This is a genomic window from Aminobacter sp. P9b, assembly GCF_045345995.1.
Classification (GTDB): domain Bacteria; phylum Pseudomonadota; class Alphaproteobacteria; order Rhizobiales; family Rhizobiaceae; genus Aminobacter; species Aminobacter niigataensis.
On sequence record NZ_CP150082.1, the window covers coordinates 2635980 to 2656133 of the forward strand.

Annotated in this window: 20 protein-coding genes; 14 read left to right on the forward strand and 6 right to left on the reverse strand. The window is 64.9% G+C overall.

Annotation, left to right across the window (positions count from 1 at the left end; genetic code table 11):
• Nucleotides 1-63 precede the first annotated feature (63 nt).
• Both WHT83_RS13005 and rsmD read left to right on the forward strand, forming a co-directional pair.
• A complete protein-coding gene (locus WHT83_RS13005; RefSeq protein ID WP_406871386.1) occupies nucleotides 64-2274 on the forward strand; it encodes a pseudouridine synthase in 2211 nt (736 codons plus the stop codon).
• Nucleotides 2274-2828 (forward strand): 16S rRNA (guanine(966)-N(2))-methyltransferase RsmD, encoded by a 555-nt coding sequence (rsmD, locus tag WHT83_RS13010; protein ID WP_183262094.1) that lies wholly within the window; start codon nucleotides 2274-2276, stop codon nucleotides 2826-2828. The genes WHT83_RS13005 and rsmD overlap by 1 nt, the downstream gene beginning before the upstream one ends.
• Nucleotides 2829-2841: 13 nt before the next feature.
• Here rsmD and WHT83_RS13015 read toward each other — a convergent pair whose 3' ends face one another.
• The gene (locus tag WHT83_RS13015; protein WP_183262092.1) at nucleotides 2842-3240 is read right to left on the reverse strand and encodes a cupin domain-containing protein; all 399 of its coding nucleotides are present in this window, start codon (nucleotides 3238-3240) and stop codon (nucleotides 2842-2844) included.
• A 267-nt stretch (nucleotides 3241-3507) separates the two neighbouring features.
• Between WHT83_RS13015 and WHT83_RS13020 the strand changes: the two genes are divergently transcribed.
• Genes WHT83_RS13020 through WHT83_RS13030 form a run of 3 tightly spaced genes read left to right on the forward strand, consistent with a single transcriptional unit; the run spans nucleotide 3508 to nucleotide 7062 of the window.
• Entirely contained in the window at nucleotides 3508-4881 is a 1374-nt protein-coding gene (locus WHT83_RS13020) for a pitrilysin family protein (RefSeq protein WP_108608625.1), read from the forward strand.
• A gap of 4 nt (nucleotides 4882-4885) precedes the next feature.
• On the forward strand, nucleotides 4886-6244 hold the full coding sequence (locus WHT83_RS13025) for a M16 family metallopeptidase (RefSeq protein WP_406871387.1): 1359 nt from the start codon (nucleotides 4886-4888) through the stop codon (nucleotides 6242-6244).
• Nucleotides 6241-7062, forward strand: a complete 822-nt coding sequence (locus WHT83_RS13030; RefSeq protein ID WP_183262088.1) for a patatin-like phospholipase family protein — start codon at nucleotides 6241-6243, stop codon at nucleotides 7060-7062. The genes WHT83_RS13025 and WHT83_RS13030 overlap by 4 nt, the downstream gene beginning before the upstream one ends.
• A gap of 20 nt (nucleotides 7063-7082) precedes the next feature.
• Here WHT83_RS13030 and WHT83_RS13035 read toward each other — a convergent pair whose 3' ends face one another.
• On the reverse strand, nucleotides 7083-8507 hold the full coding sequence (locus WHT83_RS13035) for an MATE family efflux transporter (protein WP_108608623.1): 1425 nt from the start codon (nucleotides 8505-8507) through the stop codon (nucleotides 7083-7085).
• Nucleotides 8508-8647: 140 nt separating this feature from the next.
• Here WHT83_RS13035 and WHT83_RS13040 point away from each other — a divergent pair, with 140 nt between their 5' ends.
• The 6 genes from WHT83_RS13040 (at nucleotide 8648) to lpxK (ending at nucleotide 14245) form a co-directional block, all read left to right on the forward strand.
• Nucleotides 8648-9991 carry a TldD/PmbA family protein gene (locus WHT83_RS13040; RefSeq protein ID WP_406871388.1) on the forward strand — a complete coding sequence of 448 codons (1344 nt, stop codon included), beginning with the start codon at nucleotides 8648-8650 and terminating at the stop codon, nucleotides 9989-9991.
• Entirely contained in the window at nucleotides 9978-10775 is a 798-nt protein-coding gene (locus tag WHT83_RS13045; protein ID WP_406871389.1) for a 3'(2'),5'-bisphosphate nucleotidase CysQ, read from the forward strand. Before WHT83_RS13040 ends, WHT83_RS13045 begins: the two co-directional genes overlap by 14 nt.
• Before the next feature lie 86 nt (nucleotides 10776-10861).
• Nucleotides 10862-11113 (forward strand): DUF4170 domain-containing protein, encoded by a 252-nt coding sequence (locus WHT83_RS13050; protein ID WP_108608620.1) that lies wholly within the window; start codon nucleotides 10862-10864, stop codon nucleotides 11111-11113.
• Entirely contained in the window at nucleotides 11113-11904 is a 792-nt protein-coding gene (locus WHT83_RS13055) for a lysophospholipid acyltransferase family protein (protein WP_406871390.1), read from the forward strand. Before WHT83_RS13050 ends, WHT83_RS13055 begins: the two co-directional genes overlap by 1 nt.
• Nucleotides 11901-13217, forward strand: a complete 1317-nt coding sequence (gene waaA, locus WHT83_RS13060) for a lipid IV(A) 3-deoxy-D-manno-octulosonic acid transferase (protein WP_406871391.1) — start codon at nucleotides 11901-11903, stop codon at nucleotides 13215-13217. The genes WHT83_RS13055 and waaA overlap by 4 nt, the downstream gene beginning before the upstream one ends.
• Before the next feature lie 2 nt (nucleotides 13218-13219).
• A complete protein-coding gene (gene lpxK, locus WHT83_RS13065) occupies nucleotides 13220-14245 on the forward strand; it encodes a tetraacyldisaccharide 4'-kinase (RefSeq protein WP_406873974.1) in 1026 nt (341 codons plus the stop codon).
• A 6-nt stretch (nucleotides 14246-14251) separates the two neighbouring features.
• On the opposite strand, the gene WHT83_RS13070 is transcribed toward lpxK, so the two are convergent.
• From WHT83_RS13070 to WHT83_RS13080, 3 genes are all read right to left on the reverse strand, one after another.
• The gene (locus WHT83_RS13070; RefSeq protein ID WP_108608616.1) at nucleotides 14252-14485 is read right to left on the reverse strand and encodes a DUF2093 domain-containing protein; all 234 of its coding nucleotides are present in this window, start codon (nucleotides 14483-14485) and stop codon (nucleotides 14252-14254) included.
• Between the two features lie 91 nt (nucleotides 14486-14576).
• A complete protein-coding gene (gene mutL, locus WHT83_RS13075; RefSeq protein ID WP_406871392.1) occupies nucleotides 14577-16421 on the reverse strand; it encodes a DNA mismatch repair endonuclease MutL in 1845 nt (614 codons plus the stop codon).
• A gap of 86 nt (nucleotides 16422-16507) precedes the next feature.
• A complete protein-coding gene (locus WHT83_RS13080) occupies nucleotides 16508-17410 on the reverse strand; it encodes a LysR substrate-binding domain-containing protein (RefSeq protein ID WP_406871393.1) in 903 nt (300 codons plus the stop codon).
• Between the two features lie 91 nt (nucleotides 17411-17501).
• Between WHT83_RS13080 and WHT83_RS13085 the strand changes: the two genes are divergently transcribed.
• The 3 genes from WHT83_RS13085 to WHT83_RS13095 are packed head-to-tail and all read left to right on the forward strand — an operon-like array spanning nucleotide 17502 to nucleotide 19645.
• Nucleotides 17502-19067 (forward strand): trimethylamine methyltransferase family protein, encoded by a 1566-nt coding sequence (locus WHT83_RS13085; protein ID WP_406871394.1) that lies wholly within the window; start codon nucleotides 17502-17504, stop codon nucleotides 19065-19067.
• Between the two features lie 51 nt (nucleotides 19068-19118).
• Complete coding sequence (locus WHT83_RS13090) at nucleotides 19119-19349, forward strand: hypothetical protein (RefSeq protein WP_108608612.1); 231 nt, start codon at nucleotides 19119-19121, stop codon at nucleotides 19347-19349.
• Complete coding sequence (locus WHT83_RS13095; RefSeq protein WP_108608611.1) at nucleotides 19346-19645, forward strand: type II toxin-antitoxin system RelE/ParE family toxin; 300 nt, start codon at nucleotides 19346-19348, stop codon at nucleotides 19643-19645. Before WHT83_RS13090 ends, WHT83_RS13095 begins: the two co-directional genes overlap by 4 nt.
• A gap of 41 nt (nucleotides 19646-19686) precedes the next feature.
• Here WHT83_RS13095 and queF read toward each other — a convergent pair whose 3' ends face one another.
• Nucleotides 19687-20148: a preQ(1) synthase gene (gene queF / locus WHT83_RS13100; protein ID WP_108608610.1), complete on the reverse strand. Its 462-nt coding sequence runs from the start codon at nucleotides 20146-20148 to the stop codon at nucleotides 19687-19689.
• Between the last annotated feature and the right edge of the window lie 6 nt (nucleotides 20149-20154).

Below are 20154 nucleotides of genomic sequence, written 5' to 3' on the forward strand. Positions count from 1 at the left end.
TGTTACCCCTCGCTAACCCCCGAGCTTCCTGTTATCTAGCCGCCGAAAAGGGCAAAGGCCACCATGGACGACGATCGTAAGAAATTCCCGCGCAAGGGCGGCTCCAAGCCGGGTGGCGCAGGTGGCCGCGATGGCGGCGCGAAGAAATTCGGCAAGCCACGCACCGAAGGCGGCGCCAAGCCGTTTGCCAAGAAACCTTTTGTGAAGCGCGCTGAAGGTGCCGAGGGCGGCGAGCGTCCAAAGCGCGACTTTGCTCCGCGCGACGGTGCTGCGCGTCCCGAACGTTCGGCAACGCCATTCCGCAAGGGCCCGCGCCCTGAGGGCAAGCCTTACGAGAAGCGCGAAGGCGGCCGCTCCTTTGGCGGCGACAAGCCTTATCGTGCGCGTCCCGCCGAGGGCGCAGAGGGCGGCGAACGTCCCAAGCGCGAATTCCGTCCGCGCGACGGCGAGGCACGTCCTGCCGGCGGCGAGCGCCCATTCCACAAGGGCCCGCGCCCCGAGGGCAAGCCCTACGAAAAGCGCGAGGGCGGCCGCTCCTTTGGTGGCGACAAGCCGTATCGTGCGCGTCCTGCTGAAGGCGGCGATCGTCCGCATCGTGAATTCCGTCCGCGCGACGGCGAGGCGCGGCCGGCAAGTGGCGACCGCCCGTTCCGCTCAGGCCCGCGCCCCGAGGGCAAGCCTTACGAGAAGCGCGAGGGCGGCCGCTCCTTTGGTGGTGACAAGCCGTATCGTGCGCGTCCTGCTGAAGGCGGCGAGCGTCCGCACCGCGAATTCCGTCCACGCGACGGCGAGGCGCGTCCTGCAAGTGGCGACCGCCCGTTCCGCTCAGGCCCGCGCCCCGAGGGCGGCAGGCCTTATGAGAAGCGCGAAGGCGGCGAGGCGAGGACGTTCCGTCCAAGGCCGCAAGGCGACCATCGTCCTAAGGACGACGGCTTCAAGCCGCGTCCACGCGGTCCCGAGGAGGCAGTCGAGCCGGGCGAGCGCATCGCCAAGCGCCTTGCACGCGCTGGCATCGCCTCGCGTCGCGACGCCGAGGAATTGATCGCTGCTGGCCGCGTCAGGGTCAACGGCCAGGTGCTGTCGTCGCCGGCGTTCAACGTCATGCCGAACGACGTCATCTTCCTCGACGGCACCGAGATTCCGCCGATCGAGCGCACCCGACTGTTCCTGTTCCACAAGCCGGCCGGCTTGGTGACGACCAACCGCGATCCCGAAGGCCGCAAGACCGTCTTCGACGTTCTGCCGGCCGAATTGCCGCGGCTGATGACCATCGGCCGTCTCGACATCAACACCGAAGGGCTGCTTCTGCTGACCAATGACGGCGGGCTGTCGCGCGTGCTCGAGCTGCCGGCGACCGGCTGGCTGCGGCGCTACCGCGTGCGCGTCCATGGCAAGGTCGAGCAGAAGACGCTTGACGGGCTCAAGGATGGCATCGCCGTCGAGGGCGTGTTCTACGGCTCGATCGAAGCGACGCTCGACCGCGAGCAGGGCACCAATGCCTGGATCACCATCGGCCTTCGCGAAGGCAAGAACCGCGAGGTCAAGAACATCCTCGGCGCGCTCGGCCTGGAAGTGAACCGGCTGATCCGCATCTCCTATGGCCCGTTCCAGCTCGGCGAACTGCCCGAGGGGCACGTCCAGGAGATCAAGGGCAAGATGCTGCGCGACCAGCTGGGCGAGCGGCTGATCGAGGAGGCCGGCGCCAATTTCGATGCCGACATCGTCAACCCCTTCTCCAACAAGCCCACGGTGCGCGCCCGTGAGCCGCGCGAGGAAGAACCGGCACGTCCGAAGTTCCAGCGTGACGGCGAACGCGGCCGTATCGGCGAGGGCGGCCTGATCAAGAACCGCAAGCGTTCTAATGAACGTCACCGCGAAGACGTGCTGGGACGCCTGTCGACCGAGCGCCCCACCTTCGGCGACAAGCCGAGTTTTGGTGACAAGCCAAAGTTCGGCGACAAGCCGAAATTCGGTGATCGGCCCAAGTTTGGCGACAAGCCGAAGTTCGGTGACAAGCCCCGGTCTGGCGGCAGGAAGGGCGACGAGCGCGAGAAGAAGCCGTTCGAAACCCCTGGTGCGCGCAAGGCCAATGTCTGGATGGCACCGGGCGCGCGTCCGCAGAGCGAAAAGGCCAAGGCCGAAGCAGCCGCGAGGCCGCCGCGCGACAAGCCGCGCTTTGATAAGCCTCGCTCGGACAAGCCTCGCTTCGACAAGCCCAAGGGCGATGGTCCGCGTGGCGGCCGGCCGGGCGGTCCGCGCAAGGATCGCGGCTGATGCGGGTTGTCGGTGGCGAATTGCGCGGAAGGCCGTTGGCCACGCCGCGTGACAACGCCATCCGCCCGACCACCGATCGCACCCGCGAGGCGGTGTTCAACATGCTCGCCCATCGCTTCGGCGGCAGGCTCGATGGCGCGCGCGTGCTCGATCTTTTTGCCGGCACCGGCGCGCTCGGCATCGAGGCGCTGTCGCGCGGTGCTTCCTATTGTGTGTTCATCGAGGAGTCTGCGGAGGGCCGCGGGCTCATCCGCACCAATGTCGAAAGCTTCGGACTGACCGGACGGACGAAGATCTTCCGTCGCGACGCGACCGGTCTCGGCGATGCCGGCACGCTGGGACCGTTTGGCCTGGTCTTTGCCGACCCGCCCTATGGCAAGGGACTGGGCGAAGGCGCGTTACGTTCCGCCCAAGCCGGCGGTTGGCTCGCGCCGGGCGCGCTGTGCGTGGTTGAAGAAGTGGCATCGGCTCCATTCGAGCCAGGCCCCGGCTTTTCCGTCGTCGACGAACGCTCCTATGGCGAGACCGTGATCCGCTTCATCGAAGCTGCCTGATCGATCCAATCGCTTAATTCGGGCCTGGCTGCCGCGGGATCCAGCGCCGCACTGGCTCGGCGGAGCCGTCAAAGGTCGCCTCGAAGATTGGCGCTGCAAGCACCGCATGCACGTGGAGTGTTCCAGAGCCGACGTTTCGGAAACCGTGTTTTTGACGGGCTGCAACAATGAGCGACTGTCCGCCGGCGAGGACAACGTGTTTTTCGTCGATCCACATCTCGGCTTCGCCTGAGAGTACGGTGAGCACCTCCTCGACAGGGTGCCAATGCGTGGGAGGTCCGGCTTCTGGCTGCAGCCATTGTTCGAAAATGCAAAGCTGAGTTGCGCCGTTGAGGGCCGAGATCTGCATCCGGCTGATGACCCCCGCCCGCCACTCTTCGCGCAGTTGGTCCGCATGCGCAACTACAGTCATCGCCGTTCCTCCTGTTTTTGCTCTCCATTCACGAGACTTGCGAAGAGGACCAGCGTTCGCCTCTCCCAGGCCCAACAATACAAACTATCCCAATGACTTGGCAGTCCGGATCTGGCGAAATTGTTGTCGGCCGTCACATCCGTTTCGCAAAATTGGCGCGCTTGCCGCCTGAGTGTGGCCTTGTTCGGGCTTCATTACGAACAATTCACTTCCCGCCGCTTTGTGCCAACGCCTATAAGGCAGCACGTTCACATTCAGAGGCAGTTGATGATTTTGGGATTCTTGCGGTCGAAGGGCTCGCTGCCGGCCGCGCTCGCCTTGGGCCTGGCGTGGGCAGGACCGGTTCTGGCCGAAGCGCCGCGCGGCGACTGGGACGTCACCAGCTTCACGCTCGACAACGGCATGCAGGTGGTGGTCATCCCCGATCATCGCGCGCCGATCGTCACCCACATGGTCTGGTACAAGGTCGGCAGCGCCGACGAGATGCCGGGAAAGTCCGGCATCGCGCACTTCTTCGAACATCTGATGTTCAAGGGCACGACCAACCACAAGGCTGGCGAGTTTGGCCAGAAGGTCGCCGAGATCGGCGGCAGCGAGAACGCCTTCACCACCTACGACTACACGGCCTACCACCAGACGGTGACCCCCGGCGCGCTCGAAACCATGATGGGCTTCGAGGCTGACCGGATGCGCAACCTCGTCCTGACCGACGCGGTGATCGGCCCCGAGCGAGACGTCATCCTCGAGGAACGCCGCTCGCGCATCGAAAACAATCCCGGCGCTCTGCTCAACGAGGAAGTCGACGCGACGCTGTTCCAGAACCAGCCCTACCGCACGCCGGTCATCGGCTGGATGCACGAGATCGAGAAGCTGAACCGGCTCGATGCGACCGCCTTCTACGACAGGTATTACGCGCCCAACAACGCGATCCTGATCGTCGCCGGCGATGTCGAGCCTGAAAACGTCAAGGCGCTTGCCGAGAAGACCTACGGCCAGGTCGCGCGTGGCCCCGAGCTTCCGCCGCGTATCCGCCCGACGGAGCCGGAGCAGAACACCAAGCGCACGGTCGAGCTTACCGACGAGCGGGTGAGCGTGCCCAGCTTCTCCAAGGCCTGGGTGGTGCCATCCTACCAGACCGCCGAAGCCGGCGAGGCCGAGGCGCTGGACCTGCTTTCGGAGATCCTGGGTGGTGGCAACCGCAGCCGGCTTTACCAGGCTCTGGTCGTCAAGGATGGCATTGCCTCGTCCGCCGGCGCCTTCTTCGAGGGGACGATGGTCGACGACACCAGCTTCACTGTCTATGGCGCACCGCGTGGCGAGGCCGGGCTGCAGCAGGTCGAATCCGCGGTCGACGTCGAAATCCGCCGCATCATCAAGGATGGCGTGACATCGGACGAGCTTGAAAAGGCCAAGGACCGTTTTGTCCGCTCGATGATCTTTGCGCGCGACAACCAGGCGAGCATGGCCAATATCTATGGCAGTACGCTGGCCACCGGCGGCACCGTCGACGACATCAGGCAGTGGCCGGACAGGATACGGGCGGTCAGCGCCGACCAGATCAAGGCGGTTGCCGCCAAATACCTCAATCCCGACCATTCGGTCGCCGGCTATCTGCTGCCGGCGAAATCTGTCGAGAAATGATTTGATGATCACGCTTACGGCAATGCGTTTCAGGATTTCGATGTCGGCGCTGACGCTGATGCTGGCGCTGGTATTTCTGGTGCTGCCGGCGGTGGTTGCCGCGCGCGCCGAGGTCCGCATCCAGGAGGTCAAGTCGGACAAAGGCATCACCGCCTGGCTGGTCGAGGATTATTCGGTGCCGATCATCGCCATCAAGTTCCTGTTCGATGGCGGCAGCACCCAGGATCCGGTCGGCAAGGAGGGACTTGCCAATCTGATGACCGGTCTCTTCGACGAAGGTGCCGGCGACCTCGACAGCGATGCCTTCCAGAACAGACTCGACGAAGCCGGCGCCGAAATGGGCTTCAACGAAAGCAACGACGCGGTCGGCGGCGGCATGCGCATGCTGGCCGACCGACAGGACGAGGCGTTCGAACTGCTCAAGCTGGCGGTCGAAAAACCGCGTTTCGACCAGGCCCCGATCGACCGCATCCGCTCGCAGATCGTTTCCGGCATCGTTGCCAACGCCCGCGATCCCGAAGCCCAGGCGGCGCGCAAATGGGCCGAGGCGGTTTATGGCGCACATCCCTATGCCCGGCCCGACCAGGGCACAGAAAAGTCGCTCGCCACAATCACCGCCGACGACCTGCGCGCTTTCCACAAGGCCAATTTCACCCGCCAGAACATCCATGTCGCGGTAGTCGGGGCGATCGATGCCGAGACGCTGAAGAAGCGGCTGGACCAGGTCTTCGGCGGCTTGCCGGAAAAGGCGGAGCTGCAAGCCGTCGAGCGCGTCGAGCCCAAGCTGCGCCAGACGATGCATATCGAGTACCCGTTGCCGCAGACCTCGCTGCAGCTGATTTACCCCGGCGTGCCGCGCGAAGCGCCCGATTTCCTTGCGGCTGCGCTGATGGAGCACATCCTTGGCGGCGGCACCTTCTCGTCGCGTCTGTTCGACGAAGTGCGTGAGAAGCGTGGGCTGGCCTATAGCGTCAGTTCCGCGCTGATCAACCAAGAACACGCCTCGTCGCTGATCATCGGCACGGCAACCCGTTCCGACAGGGCTGCGGAGACCTTGGCCGTCATTCGCGATGTGATTGGCAAGATGGCGGAAGATGGCCCCACCGAGGCCGAACTCGAGGCGGCCAAGAAGTACATGCTTGGCGCCTATGCGATCAACAATCTCGACTCCTCGGGCGCCATTGCCAGCACGCTGGTCGACCTGCAGACCGACAAGCTCGGCATCGACTACATGCAGCGGCGGATCGACCTGATCAATGCGGTGACGCTCGATCAGGTGAAGGCTGCTGCGCGCAAGCTCCTGACGGTCGAGCCGGCAGTGATGATCCTCGGCCCGAAATTTGCAGAAACGAGCAAGGGATGAGCGCGACCTTCGCCCTTGCGCTCGGCGGCGGCGGCGCACGCGGGCTTGCCCATATCCACGTCATCGAGGCACTCGACGAGCTCGGCATCAAGCCGGTGGCGATCGCCGGCTCGTCCATCGGCGCCGTCATGGGGGCAGGCATGGCTGCCGGCCTGAGCGGCCGCGAGATCCACGAGCATTCCCGGGCCGTGCTCGGCCGGCCTGCCGAAGTCGCCAGCCGCATGTGGCGGGCGCGGCCTGGCACGCTTTCCGAAATGGTCGAAAGCGGCATCAGGGTGACCCAGTTCAATGTCGAGCGCATTCTCAAGGCATTCCTGCCCGAGGGCGTGCCGGCGACGTTCGAAGAACTCAAGCTGCCGCTCAAGGTGACGGCGACTGACTACTACGGCCATTGCCTGTCGGTATTCGAGGAAGGCGAGCTGTTCTCGGCGCTCGCCGCATCTGCGGCGATTCCGGCTGTCTTCAAGCCGGTATTGCGCGGCAACACGCTCTATATCGACGGCGGCATCTACAACCCTGTGCCGTTCGATCTGCTCGATGGCGTGGCCGATTTCACCATCGCCATCGATGTCGTCGGCGCACCGTTTGAAAACGGCCGCAAGCAGCCCAATTCGATCGACCTGATGTTCGGTGCTAGCCAGCTGATGATGCAGTCGATCATCGCCAACAAGCTGAGCCAGAACCCACCCGACATTTTCCTGCGACCGCCCGTGTCGCGCTTCAGGGCGCTCGATTTCCTCAAGATCGACCAGGTCATGGCCGAGACGGTGGCGATCAAGGACGAACTCAAGCGCGCTGTCGACGAAATCCTGCAGTAGTTCCGCTGCGGCGCACGCGCTTATTGCAGCGTCGATGCCTTGCCGGTGGAGAAAGGCGACTGTGCGGCCGGCGGCGGTGTCGGCACGGCTTCGTCTTGATGCTGCGGCTCGTTGGCGATCGCCTTGACGACGCGGAAGCAGACGATCATCGACGCGACGCCGAACACCACCGCCCCGAGGCCCCAGCCGGCGATGACGCCGATGGCGCCCCAGTAATGCGCGCCAGCCCAGACGAAGGGGATGACGCCGAGCGTCGAGCGGCCCCAGTTGAAGACGGTCGAATAGGTCGGATAGCCCAGATTGTTGAAGGCGGCGCTGGAAACGAAGATCGCGCCGTTGAACAGGAAACTGCCGGCTGCGAAGTGGCAGAAGAACACGATCAGGTCGCGCGCAATGCCGTCGGCGCCGAACGCGCTGGCGATAGGATTGGCGAAGATTGCCAGCAGCGCCCATACAGCCAGTACGTAGACGATGGTGAACAGCAGGCTGTCGCGCATCGTCGTCGTCAGCCGGTCGAATTTGCGGGCGCCGTAATTCTGGCCAAGGATCGGTCCGACCGCTCCCGAGAGCGCGAAGATGACGCCGAAGGCGACCGGCACCAGGCGGCCGATGATCGCCCAGCCGGCAACGGCCTGGTCGCCGAAAGCGGCCATCTCGATCGTGACATAGGCATTGCCCACGGGTGTGGCGACCTGGGTCAGCATCGCCGGAACACCGATCGCGAAGAACGGCCGCACCGCGTCGCGCAAGCCGCTCAAGTTTGGAAGCCGGATCAGTCTGTGCACGACATGGGCGCCATGCAAACCGATGGCGAGCATCACGAAGCGCGTCAGCACCGTTGAGATCGCCGCCCCGTCGAGGCCGAGATCGAAGCCGAAGATGAGGATCGGGTCGAGGATCGCCGCCGCGATGCCGCTGCCCAGAGTCACATACATTGCCCGCCGCGCGTCGCCGACGCCGCGCAGGATGCCCGTCGTGCACATGCCGAGCGCCATGATCGGAAACGACGGCAGCACGATCTGCAGGAAACGTGTCGACAGCTCGAGCGTTTCGCCAGTCGCGCCAAGAAGCGCAACCAGGGGCCGCAGGAACGGCATTGCAGCCAGCGTCATCACCAGCGTGGCGAGCCCCATGAAGACCATCGAGGCGCCACCCATGCGCGCGGCCTCTTCGCGCTGGCCGCGCCCGAGGCAGCGGGCCACCAATGCGCCGCAGGCGATAGTGAAGCCGATCGAGATCGAAAGCGTGAAGAACAGCAGCGTCGAGGCAAAGCCGATTGCTGCAGCCAGTTCCTCGATGCCGAGCAACGAAATGTAGAACAGGTTGAGCGCGTCGACGATGAAGATCGCAATCAACCCGATCGACCCGGTGCCGGTCATGACCACGACATGGCGCATGGTCGAGCCGGTGGTGAATTTTGCCGGTGCCTGAGCCTGTGCGGACATGCGAATTCCCGAAGATTTGTGCGGCGATGTGCCTGGCTAGGGTCGTTTGACCATGCACCCGCCCATTGCACAAGCGGGTCGGGGACAATAGATGGAGGGGACGGGCCGTGACCCATGCGGCAAGCAATCGGAACATGCCAATGAACGATACCAACGACGCCGCGAAACTGGCCGACCGGGTGGCGAGCCTCGTCGAGGCGGCAAAACGGGCCGGCGCCGATGCCGCCGATGCGGTTGCCGTGCGCGGGCGTTCGACCAGCGTTTCGGTGCGACTGGGCAAGGTCGAGGGCACCGAGGCGTCCGAGAGCGAGGACATGTCGCTTCGCGTGTTCGTCGGCCAGCGGGTTGCCAGCGTATCGGCCACTGCTGCGTCCGACCCCAAGACCCTCGCAGAACGCGCTGTCGCAATGGCCAAGGTGTCGCCGGAAGATCCGTATCAAGGTCTCGCCGATGCGGCGCTTTTGGCCCCATCGCCGCGCGATCTCGATCTCTTCGACGACACCGAGGTGTCGGCCGAGCGGCTGAGGGAAGACGCGCTTGCCGCCGAAGAGGCCGCACTTGCCGTCAAGGGCGTGACCAACTCGGCCGGCGCCGGTGCTGCCGCGGGGCTTGGCGGCCTGGTGCTCGCCACCTCGCATGGCTTCGTCGGCCACTATGTCGGTTCGCGTTTCTCGCGCTCGGCCAGCGTCATCGCCGGCGAGGGCACGTCGATGGAGCGCGATTACGACTATTCCTCGCGGCTGCATTTCGCCGATCTCGATGCCGCGGCCGACATCGGCCGCAATGCCGGCGAACGCGCGGTCAAGAGGCTCAACGCGCGCAAGGCGGCGACGGGGCCGGTCGATGTCGTCTTCGATCCTCGCGTCGCGCGCGGCATTGCCGGGCACCTTGCCGGCGCCATCAACGGCGCTTCGGTGGCCCGCAAGACCAGCTTCCTGCGCGACATGATGGGCAAGCAGGTGGCATCCGCCGCCATCACCGCTATCGACGAGCCGCTCAAGCAGCGCGGCCAGGCATCGCGTCCCTTCGACGGCGAGGGCATCGAAGGTGCCACGCTCAAGATGGTCGACAAGGGCGTGCTCAATCATTGGTTCTTGTCGACGTCGGCGGCGCGAGAACTGGGACTGGTCACCAACGGTCGCGGTGCGCGTGGCGGCTCGTCCGTGTCGCCATCCTCGACCAATTTTGCCATCGAGCCCGGTGAGAAATCGCCCGAAGAGCTGATCCGCTCGCTGAAGCGCGGGTTCTACGTCACCGAAGTGTTCGGCCAGGGCGTCGACATGGTCACCGGCGAATACAGCCGCGGCGCCTCGGGCTTCTGGATCGAGAATGGCGAGCTTGCCTGGGCAGTGTCGGAAGTGACGATCGCCTCCAACCTCAAGGACATGTTCATGCGCATGGTGCCGGCGAGCGACCTCGACCGCAATTTCGGCACCGCCGCGCCGACCCTGCTGATCGAAGGCATGACCCTTGCCGGAGACTGAGATCATAGACCAGGCGGAGCTTCGAGCCGAACTCGAGCTGCTGCGTACGGCAGCCACCGAGGCCGGGCGCATTGCCATGAGCTATTTCCGCCAAAGCCCGGAAGTCTGGTTCAAGGGTGGCAATTCGCCGGTCAGCGAGGCCGACTACGCCGCCGATCGCTACTTACGCGAAACGCTGATGGCGGCGCGGCCGGACTACGGCTGGCTGTCGGAAGAAACCGCCGACAATCTCGACCGGCTTGGCGCGCGCCGCACCTTTGTGGTCGACCCGATCGACGGCACGCGCGGCTTCGTCGAAGGCCGCACGGCTTGGTGCGTCAGCGTTGCCGTCGTCGAAAACGGCCGGTCGCTGGCCGGCGTGCTCGAATGCCCGGCGCGCGAAGAGACCTATTGGGCGGTCGCGGGCGGCGGCGCTTTCCTCAACGATGCCCCGATCAGGGTGCGTGATGCGGGCGAGCGCGTGCGCATTGCCGGCCCCAAGGCGATGATCGACCGGATGCCGGAGGAATGGCAGGGCAGGCTGGATCGCGAGGCGTATATTCCTTCTCTCGCCTATCGTCTGGCGATGATCGCCAGCGGCGCGCTCGATGCAACTTTCGTCAAGCCGAACGCACACGACTGGGACATTGCCGCAGCCGAATTGATATTGGCCGAGGCCGGCGGAAAGCTGCTCGACAGCCACGGCGGCCTGCCGGCCTTTGCTGGCAGGGAGATCGTCCATGGCGCGCTGATGGCTGGCAGCGGGGCGATGCTCGACGTCATGGCAGGGGTGCTTGCCGGTTAAGAAGGCTGACGAACTGCAAACTGTTCCAAAACGGCCCGGTTTGGTCTAGATCAGGCGGGCCCTGAGATGATGAATCAAGGAAGAAGATGTCCGAAGAAGACGGAAAAAAGCAGCTCTTGCATCTGGTGTTCGGCGGCGAGCTGACGAAACTCGGCGGAACCGAGTTCCGCGATCTCGATGCGCTCGACATCGTTGGCGTCTATCCCGACTACAAGTCGGCCGAGCTTGCCTGGAAGGCGAAGGCGCAAGGGAGCGTCGACAACGCCCATATGCGCTACTTCGTTGTCCACCTGCATCGGCTGCTGGAGCCGGATACGAAGGCGACCGGTCAGAACTGATGGAGCAACCTGGCATGGCGCCGCCGGCCGCGAGGCCTGCGGCGAAGAAAAAGCGTGCCAGAAAGGCACCCAAGACGTTCTGGCGGCGCATTCGCGAACCGCTCGCCCAGTCGCGTTTCGCCAAGGCCGCAATCACCAACCTGTTTGCCTATGGCCTGAGTTTCATTCGCCGGACCAACCCTCTGGTCGAGGGCTCCGTTGATCTCGCCTCCTATACCTACGCCGATAGCGAGCCGCTTGTATTCGGAATGTGGCACGGCCAGCACCTGCTGGCGCCGGCCATCTATCCAAACAAGCGCGGTCTGGTGGCGATGGTCTCGCGCAGCGCTGATGCCGAGCTCAACGCTCAGGTGGTCGAAAAATTCGGCATCGAGGCCGTGCGCGGCTCTGGCGGACGGGAAAGCAAGAGCAGGCTCAAAAAGGGCGGCGCGACCGCGCTGATTGCCCTGAAAAAGGCGCTTGATGCCGGCAAGAACGTTGCCATGATTGCAGACATTCCGCATGGCACTCCGCGTGAATCGGGCATGGGCATCGTCCTTTTGGCCCGCCTGTCGGGTCGGCCGATCGCGCCGATCGCGATTGCCACGAGCCGGCGCAAGGTGCTGGAGAAGACCTGGGACAAGACCACGATCAGCCTGCCTTTCGGCGGATGCGCGGTGATCGTCGAGCCGTTGATCCAAGTGCCTGCCGATGCCGACGATGCCGAGATGGAACGGATCCGCGTCGAGGTGACCGCCGCGCTCAATCGGGCGACAGAAAAGGCCTATGGTCTGGTGGACGGTCCCCGATGAGCGAACGCTGGGCCCGCGCATTTCTGAGAGCCTATCGCTATGCGGGCGCCGCTGCCTATCCGATGGTTGGCGGTTATGTCGCCTGGCGTGCCTCCAAGGGCAAGGAGGACCGCAATCGCCGGCGCGAGCGCTATGGCGTGCCGAGCCGCGAAAGGCCCGAGGGTCCGCTGATCTGGTTCCACGCGGCGAGCGTCGGCGAGACGATCGCGGTGGTGCCGCTGATCGAGGCCATACTGGGCTACGGCATCCATGTCGTGCTGACGACCGGCACGGTTACCTCCGCGCAGGTCGTGGAAGAGCGCCTGGGCGATCGCGTCATCCATCAATACGTACCGCTCGACCTCAAGCCGGCGGTCAGCCGTTTCCTCGATCATTGGCATCCGGACCTCGCGATCATCGCCGAATCTGAAATCTGGCCGATGACCATCCTCGAGCTCGGCGCACGGCGCGTGCCGCAGATCCTGGTCAACGGACGGCTTTCCGACCGGTCGTTCGCTTCGTGGAAGAGGCGCGCCAACATCGCCGAGGCGCTGTTCGAAAACATGGCCCATGTGGTCGCCCAGTCGGAGGTCGACGGCGAGCGTTTTCGCGCTCTCGGGGCGCGTCCCGTTACCGTTTCCGGCAATCTCAAGGTAGATACGTCGCCGCCGCCGGCGGATGAGCGCGCGCTGCATTCGGTCCAGCGCCAGATCGGCCGCCGGCCGACCTGGGCCGCCATCTCCACTCACGACGGGGAGGAGGTCATGGCGGCGGAAGTGCACGCCATGCTGCGCAACCGCCACCGCAATCTGCTGACCATCATCGTGCCGCGTCACCCCGATCGTGCCGTCGCCTTGATGACGGAACTGACGGGCATGGGCCTCAAGGTTGCTCGTCGCAGTAGCGGCGACCACATCCTGCCCGACACCGACATCCTTCTCGGCGATACGATCGGCGAGATGGGGCTGTATCTGCGCCTGACCGAAATCGCCTTTGTCGGCCGATCCATGACCTCGCAGGGCGGCCAGAACCCGCTCGAACCGGCGATGCTCGACACTGCGGTGCTTGCTGGGCGCAACGTGCAGAATTTCCGCGACACCTATCAGCGGCTGATCGACCGCGGTGGCGCCAAGATCGTGCGCGACCGCGACATGCTCGCAGGCGCGGTCAACTTCCTGCTCGGCAACGAGATCGCGCGGCACGACATGATGGCGGCTGGCGCCTTGACGGTCGAGGAAATGCGCGGCGCGCTCGCCCGCACGCTGAAGTCGCTGGAGCCATTCATCCATCCGCTGATCGTTCAGTCGCGCCTCAAGGGCGCGGGCGGGAGGTAGAGCTGGCCAGCGAAGCGCCTCCTTTCTGGTGGGAAAAGCCGGATTGGCGCGCCTACGCGCTTTACCCGGTGTCGTCGCTCTATGCCTTCGTCGCCGGCCGGCGCATGAAATCGGCCCGCCGGGAGAAGATGGACGCTCCCGTGCTTTGCGTCGGCAACTTCACCGTCGGCGGTACCGGCAAGACGCCGATTGCGATCGCGCTCGCCAGGCAGGCCAAGCGCATGCAATTGGTGCCCGGCTTCCTGTCACGTGGCCATGGCGGCAGCTTCGCCGAGCCGCATGTCGTCGACACCCGCCATGACAGTGCCAAGCATGTCGGCGACGAGCCGCTGTTGCTCGCCGAGCACGCGCTGGTTGCCGTCTCCGCCAACCGGGCGGCCGGCGCACGCCTGCTCATCGAGCGGGGCTGCAATTTCCTGATCATGGACGACGGCTTTCAGAGCGCGCGCATCCATATCGACTATGCGCTGATCGTGGTCGATGCGCGTTTCGGCCTGGGCAACGGCCACGTCATTCCAGGCGGTCCGATGCGCGCCCGGCTGATCGACCAGCTCCGGTTTGCCGATGCCATCCTCAAGATGGGCGAGGGCGAAAGGGCCGATTCCGTCGTGCGCCAGGCAGCGCGGGCCGGAAAACCGGTCTTTTCGGCGACGGCCCGGCCGCGCGGCAAGAAGGCCTTCGCAGGGCGGCGCTTCCTGGCCTTTGCCGGCATCGGCCATCCCGAAAAGTTCTTCGACACGGTTGGCAAGGCTGGCGGCACCGTGGTTCTGGCGCACGCCTTCGCCGACCATCATTTCTATCTTCCGGACGAACTGGACGATCTGGTGGCAGCGGCCGACGCCGGCGAACTGGAACTGCTCACGACGTCCAAGGACGCGGCGCGCCTGCGCCACGGCGCGGCATCGCCGGAATTCCTCGAGCGCCTCAACGTGCTGGAGATCGATGCGGTGTTCGACATCGAACATTCGGCCGAGCGCATCGTCGACGAAACACTCGATGCCTGGCGCCGGCGGAAGATTGCTGGCTGAGGGCCGTTAGCGGCGCTTGCGCAGATCCGGGTTCATATCGATCTCGCGTGCCAGCGAGACCGCCGCGTCGCGATAGGGCTCCTGGCGGGCGACGCTCCAGTATTTGAGCTCGTCAAGCGGGATCGAGTCGGACGTCACCGCACAGCGCACGAAGGAACCGGGGCTGGTCACCTGGAAATCGCCGTCGAGATAGCGGATGCGGGCTTCGCGTGCGCCGGGGCCTTCGAAACGGTTCATCATCGCTTTGTGCTCAACTTCCTTGCTCGGCTTTTACGGCTACCGAATGCCCGAGGTCAAGCTGCCGCCTTTGGGCGGTGGGCGGCGAAATGCGTCAGCGCCGGCCGAACAGCTTTTCGATGTCCGCGAGCTTGAGTTCGATATAGGTCGGCCGGCCGTGGTTGCAGGTGCCGGAACCCGGCGTCGCTTCCATCTGGCGCAGCAGCGCGTTCATCTCCTCAGGCCGCAACCGCCGTCCGGATCGCACGGAGCCATGGCAGGCCATAGTCGCGGCAATGGCGTCGAGCCGCTCCTTGAGCGTATCCGACGTGTCGCTGTCGGCGATCTCGTCGGCGAGGTCGCGCACCAGTTGGGTGACGTCGGTCTCGCCAAGCATGGCCGGCGTCTCGCGCACGGCGACTGCGCCCGGACCGAAGCGCTCGATGCCGAGGCCGAAGCGGGCCAGCGTTTCCGCATGCAGCTCCAGCCGCTCGGCGTCTTCTTCCGGCAGGTCGACGATCTCCGGCATCAAAAGCATCTGCGCCGGCACCGGGCGCGAATGCAAGGCGTTCTTCAGCGCCTCATAGACCAGCCGCTCGTGAGCCGCGTGCTGGTCGACGATGACAAGAGAATCCCGCGTTTGCGCGACGATGTAGTTTTCGTGCACCTGTGCCCGGGCGGCGCCCAGTTCGGTCTGCAACAGCACCTCCGCCACTTCGGTCAGCCCGGCGCGGGCATCGGCGCTGTGCAGCGGACCCGTGTCGAAGCTCGCCTGTGCCGCCTCGGCGAAGCCCGCATCGAGTGGCCGGAATGGCGAGCGTTGCGGCTCGTAGCCTGCCGAGGTTGCCGCTCTGAAGTCGGGATTGTAGGCGCGATGGCCGTTGGCCGGGCCGGGGTGGCCGTAGCTGGTGGTTCCCGGCCGGAAAGCCCCCATCATCGCCTGCGTGCCTGTTGTTGCTGGTCGGATGCCCGCGCCGGCCAGCGCCTGGCGGATCGCGCCGACGATCAGGCCGCGCACTAGCCCCGGATCGCGGAAGCGCACGTCGGCCTTGGCCGGATGTACGTTGACGTCGACAAAGGCCGGGTCGAGCGACAGGAACAGCACCGTCACCGCATGGCGGTCGCGCGGCAGGACGTCGGCATAGGCGCCGCGTATCGCCGAGGCGATCAGCTTGTCGCGCACCGGCCGGCCGTTGACATAGGCATATTGCTGCAGCGCGTTGCCGCGGGTGTAGGACGGGATGGAGACATGGCCCTCCAGTCGAACGCTCTCCCGCGCGGCATCGATGACGATCGAATTGTCGGGGAAGTCGGTGCCCATCACCTGGGCGATGCGGGCGAGCCTGCCTTCGACGTCGTCCGATGTCGCGGACAGCTCCAGCGTCGAGCGGTCGGTGCCGGACAGGGTGAAGCGCACGGCCGGGAAGGCAATCGCAATGCGCTTGATGATGTCGGCGATGGCCGTCGCCTCGGCGCGCTCGGTCTTCATGAACTTGAGCCGTGCCGGAGTGGCGAAAAACAGGTCGCGCACCTCGACCGATGTGCCCCGGTTGGTCGGTGCCGGCCGCACGGACGAGACGCGCCCGCCCTCGACCGCAATCTCGGCGCCGCTGTCGGCCTGGCGCGTGCGCGAGCGGATGGCGAGTTTCGATACCGAGCCGATCGAAGGCAGCGCTTCGCCCCGGAAGCCGAGAGAGCGGATGTCGAGGATGTCGTCGCCGAGCTTTGAAGTGCAGTGGCGCGAAATCGCCAGTGCCAGTTCCTCCTCCGGCATGCCCGAACCGTCGTCGACGACGCGGATCAGGTTGAGCCCGCCGCCTGCGGTGGCGACCTCGATGCGCGACGCACCGGCATCGAGCGCGTTCTCGACCAGTTCCTTGACCACGCTGGCAGGTCGCTCGACGACCTCGCCGGCGGCGATCTGGTTGATCATCGTTTCGGAAAGCTGGCGAATGGGCATCTTGGTATCATAGCTGGATTCGGTTCGGCACGGACAGGCCGAGTTGCATAGTTGGCGGAAACACCTGTCAATAAAAGAAGCCAGCCTTAAGCCTGAGCGGCCAACCAGTCGCGCACCTTCTCCGCGCTCTCGCTGAGCGGACGGTTCTTCGGCCAAGCAACGTGAAAACCCTTGCCGGTCGTCATCACGTGGTCGGAAAGCCGGACCAGCAGCCCCGCCGCGATCAGGCGATCGGTGAGATGGCGCCAGCCGAGCGCGATGCCCTGACCCTCCATCACCGCCTGGATGACGAGCACATAGTCGTTGATGACCAGCCCGCGCTTGGCAACGGCGCCATTCAGGCCGGCCGACTGGAACCACTCGTTCCAGGTCGCGGCCGGGCGATAGGGCTCTTCGAGATGGATCAGGTGGTGCAGGGTCATCTCCGTTGGTGTCTCAGGCGTGCCGGCGCGCGCCAGATAGGCCGGGCCGGCGACCGGATAGACCTCCTCGTCGGCGATCTGCAGCAGCTCATAGTCCGGCCAGTCGGTGGCTTCGCCGCCGCGGATGCCCAAAGGAATGCCCTCGGCGACGAGATCAAGGTCGCGGTCGGCGGTCTGGATGCGCAGGTCGATGCCGGGCAGGTCGTCGCGGAATTTCTGCAGCCGCGGCATCATCCAGAACGAGGCGAAGGCGGTCGAGGCCGACAGCGTGACATGCATGCCGCCGGACCGTGCCCTGAGCTCCTCCGCCGACTTGCGGATATGCGACAAGCCGAGCGTGACGTCGGCATGGAAACGCTCGCCGGCCTCCGTCAGCAGCACCTGCCTGTGGCGGCGCTGGAACAGCTTGGCGCCGAACTGGTCCTCCAGTCCGCGGATCGCATAGGAGACCGCCGCTTGGGTCATGCCGAGCTCGCGGCCGGCGGCGGTGAAGCTCGCCAGCCGTCCTGCCGCTTCGAAGACGATGAGGCTGCCGGCGGATGGCAGCAGATGGCGCAGGCTTTGCATAAATGCAGCTTATGCAAACAATCAGGATTTTCAAGCGTCACAGCCGCGCTGCCAAAGGCTAGCTTCATGCTGGAATGTTCAGGAGCCCTGCATGAACGTAGTCGCCCCCGAAACCCAGGCAGAGCCTGCCAAACGCCGTGAGCGCGGCGGTCGCAACGCGCGTCGCGAACAGCGTTCGCACGGACCCGAAGCGCATGGCCGACCCTATATCGTCAGGAACATCCCGACCTACGACATCCTGTCGGAAGAAAACCTGGTCCGCATCGAGGAGACGGCCGACCGCATCCTCGCCGAGATCGGCATCGAGTTTCGAGACGATCCGGTAGCGCTCGATCACTGGAAACGGGCAGGGGCCAAGGTCGAGGGCGTGTTGGTCAAGTTCGAGCCCGGCCTGTTGCGCGAAGTGCTCAAGACGGCGCCCGCGACCTTCACCCAGCATGCCCGCAATCCCGAGCGTTCGGTCGAGATTGGTGGCAAGAGCGTGGTGTTTTCGCCGGCCTACGGCTCTCCCTTTGTCATGGATCTCGACAACGGCCGCCGCTACGGCACTATCGAGGACTTCCGCAACTTCGTGAAGCTGGCGCAGTCCTCGCCCTGGCTGCATCATTCCGGCGGCACGATCTGCGAGCCGGTCGACGTGCCGGTCAACAAGCGCCATCTCGACATGGTCTACAGCCATATCCGCTATTCCGACCGCGGCTTCATGGGCTCGGTGACCTTGGAGAGCCGGGCTGAAGACTCCATCGACATGGCGCGCATCGTCTTCGGCGAGGAATTCACCGACCGGAACTGCGTCATCCTCGGCAACGTCAACGTCAATTCGCCGCTGGTCTGGGACGCGACCATGACCACCGCCCTGCGCGCCTATGCCCGCGCCAACCAGGCGGCGGTTGTGGTGCCCTTCATCCTCGGCGGTGCCATGGGGCCGGTCACCAATGCCGGCGCGATCGCCCAGTCGCTGGCCGAGACCATGGCCGGCTGTGCGCTGACCCAGCTCGAGCGGCCCGGCGCGCCTGTCATCTTCGGCAACTTCCTGTCGTCGATGTCGCTCCGCTCGGGCTCGCCGACTTTCGGCACGCCCGAGCCGGCCATCGGCTCGATGGTCATTGGGCAACTGGCCCGCCGGCTCAATCTGCCGCTGCGCTGCTCCGGCAACTTCACCACGTCGAAGCTGCCCGATGCTCACGCCATGAACGAAGGCACCATGTCGATGTTGGCCGCCGTCCATTGCGGCGCCAACTTCATCTTGCATTCCGCCGGCTTCCTCGACGGGCTATTGTCGATGTCCTACGAGAAGTTCGTCATGGACGCCGATTTCTGCGGCGCGCTGCACACCTATCTCGACGGCGTCAAGATCGACGACAACCAGTTGGCGCTCGACGCCTTCCGCGAGGTCGGCCCCGGCAGCCACTTCTTTGGCTGCGCCCACACCATGGCCAATTACGAGACGGCCTTCTGGGATTCGGCCATCGCCGACAACGAGCCTTATGAGAAGTGGCAGGCGGCAGGCTCGGTCGACGCTGCCACCCGCGCCAACAAGCGCTGGAAGACGATGCTCGCCGAATACGAGGCGCCGCCGCTCGACCCCGGCATCGACGAGGCGCTGCAGGACTTCATGACGCGCAAGAAGACGTCGATGGAAGACGCGTGGTATTGACGGAGGACTCGCGGGAGCGAAATATTGTCTCCACATATGCGAGGATGAGACATGACCAAGCTACTCGAACAGGCATTGGAGGCAGCTCGAAAGCTCTCCAGGGATGACCAGGACGAGATTGCCCGCGCGATCTTTGAACTCGTAGGTGCTGGTGCTGTGGCGCCTGTTCTGCTGACGGCTGACGAGCGAGTTGCCATCGAAAGATCCCGCGCGGCTGCCCTTCGTGGTGAATTTGCTTCGGAGAAAAATGTCGCGGCGGTCTGGGCGAAGCACGGCGCATGAGATTGCGCTACACCCTTCCGGCACTTGCCGATCTTGAGGGGATACTCGATCACATCGCGGCTGAATCGCCGTCTGCGGCCAAAAAGGTGGCAAAGCGCATCAAGGTGATCACGGAATTGCTGCAGCGTCATCCCGAGGTCGGCCGGTTGACCGACGAAGACGGCATCCGGCGGATCAACACAAGACCTTATCCATATTTGATCTTTTATGAACACGGAGGCGACGAGGTTGTCATTCACGCGGTGCGCCACGGTGCACGCGATCCAGCTGACATGCAGGGATATGGCGGTTCGTGACACTCCGCCGCGTTGCCAGCAACGTGCTCGAAATTCCCGGCTCAGCCGCGGCCGCGATAGGGCGCAACACCCGTTTCGGGCAGCCACGATCCCTCCGGCGGCGTGCCGGTCTGCCAGAACACGTCGATCGGGATGCCGCCGCGCGGATACCAGTAGCCGGCGATGCGCAGCCACAGCGGCTTTGTCGCTTCGACGACGCGGCGGCCGATCATGACCGTGCAATCCTCGTGGAAGGCGCCGTGATTGCGGAACGACACCATGAACAGCTTCAGCGACTTGGATTCGACCAGCATCTTGTCCGGCGCATAATCGATGACGATGTGCGCGAAGTCGGGCTGGCCGGTCACCGGGCAGAGCGAAGTGAATTCCGGGCAGGTGAAGCGCACGATGGCCGGCGGGCCTTCGACGCGGGTGTAGGGCACGGTTTCGAGCACTGCGGTTTCCGGCGAGGTCGGCGTTTCGACCTTGGTGCCGAGCTGGGTGAGGGTATCGGTGATGGTCATTGGGCG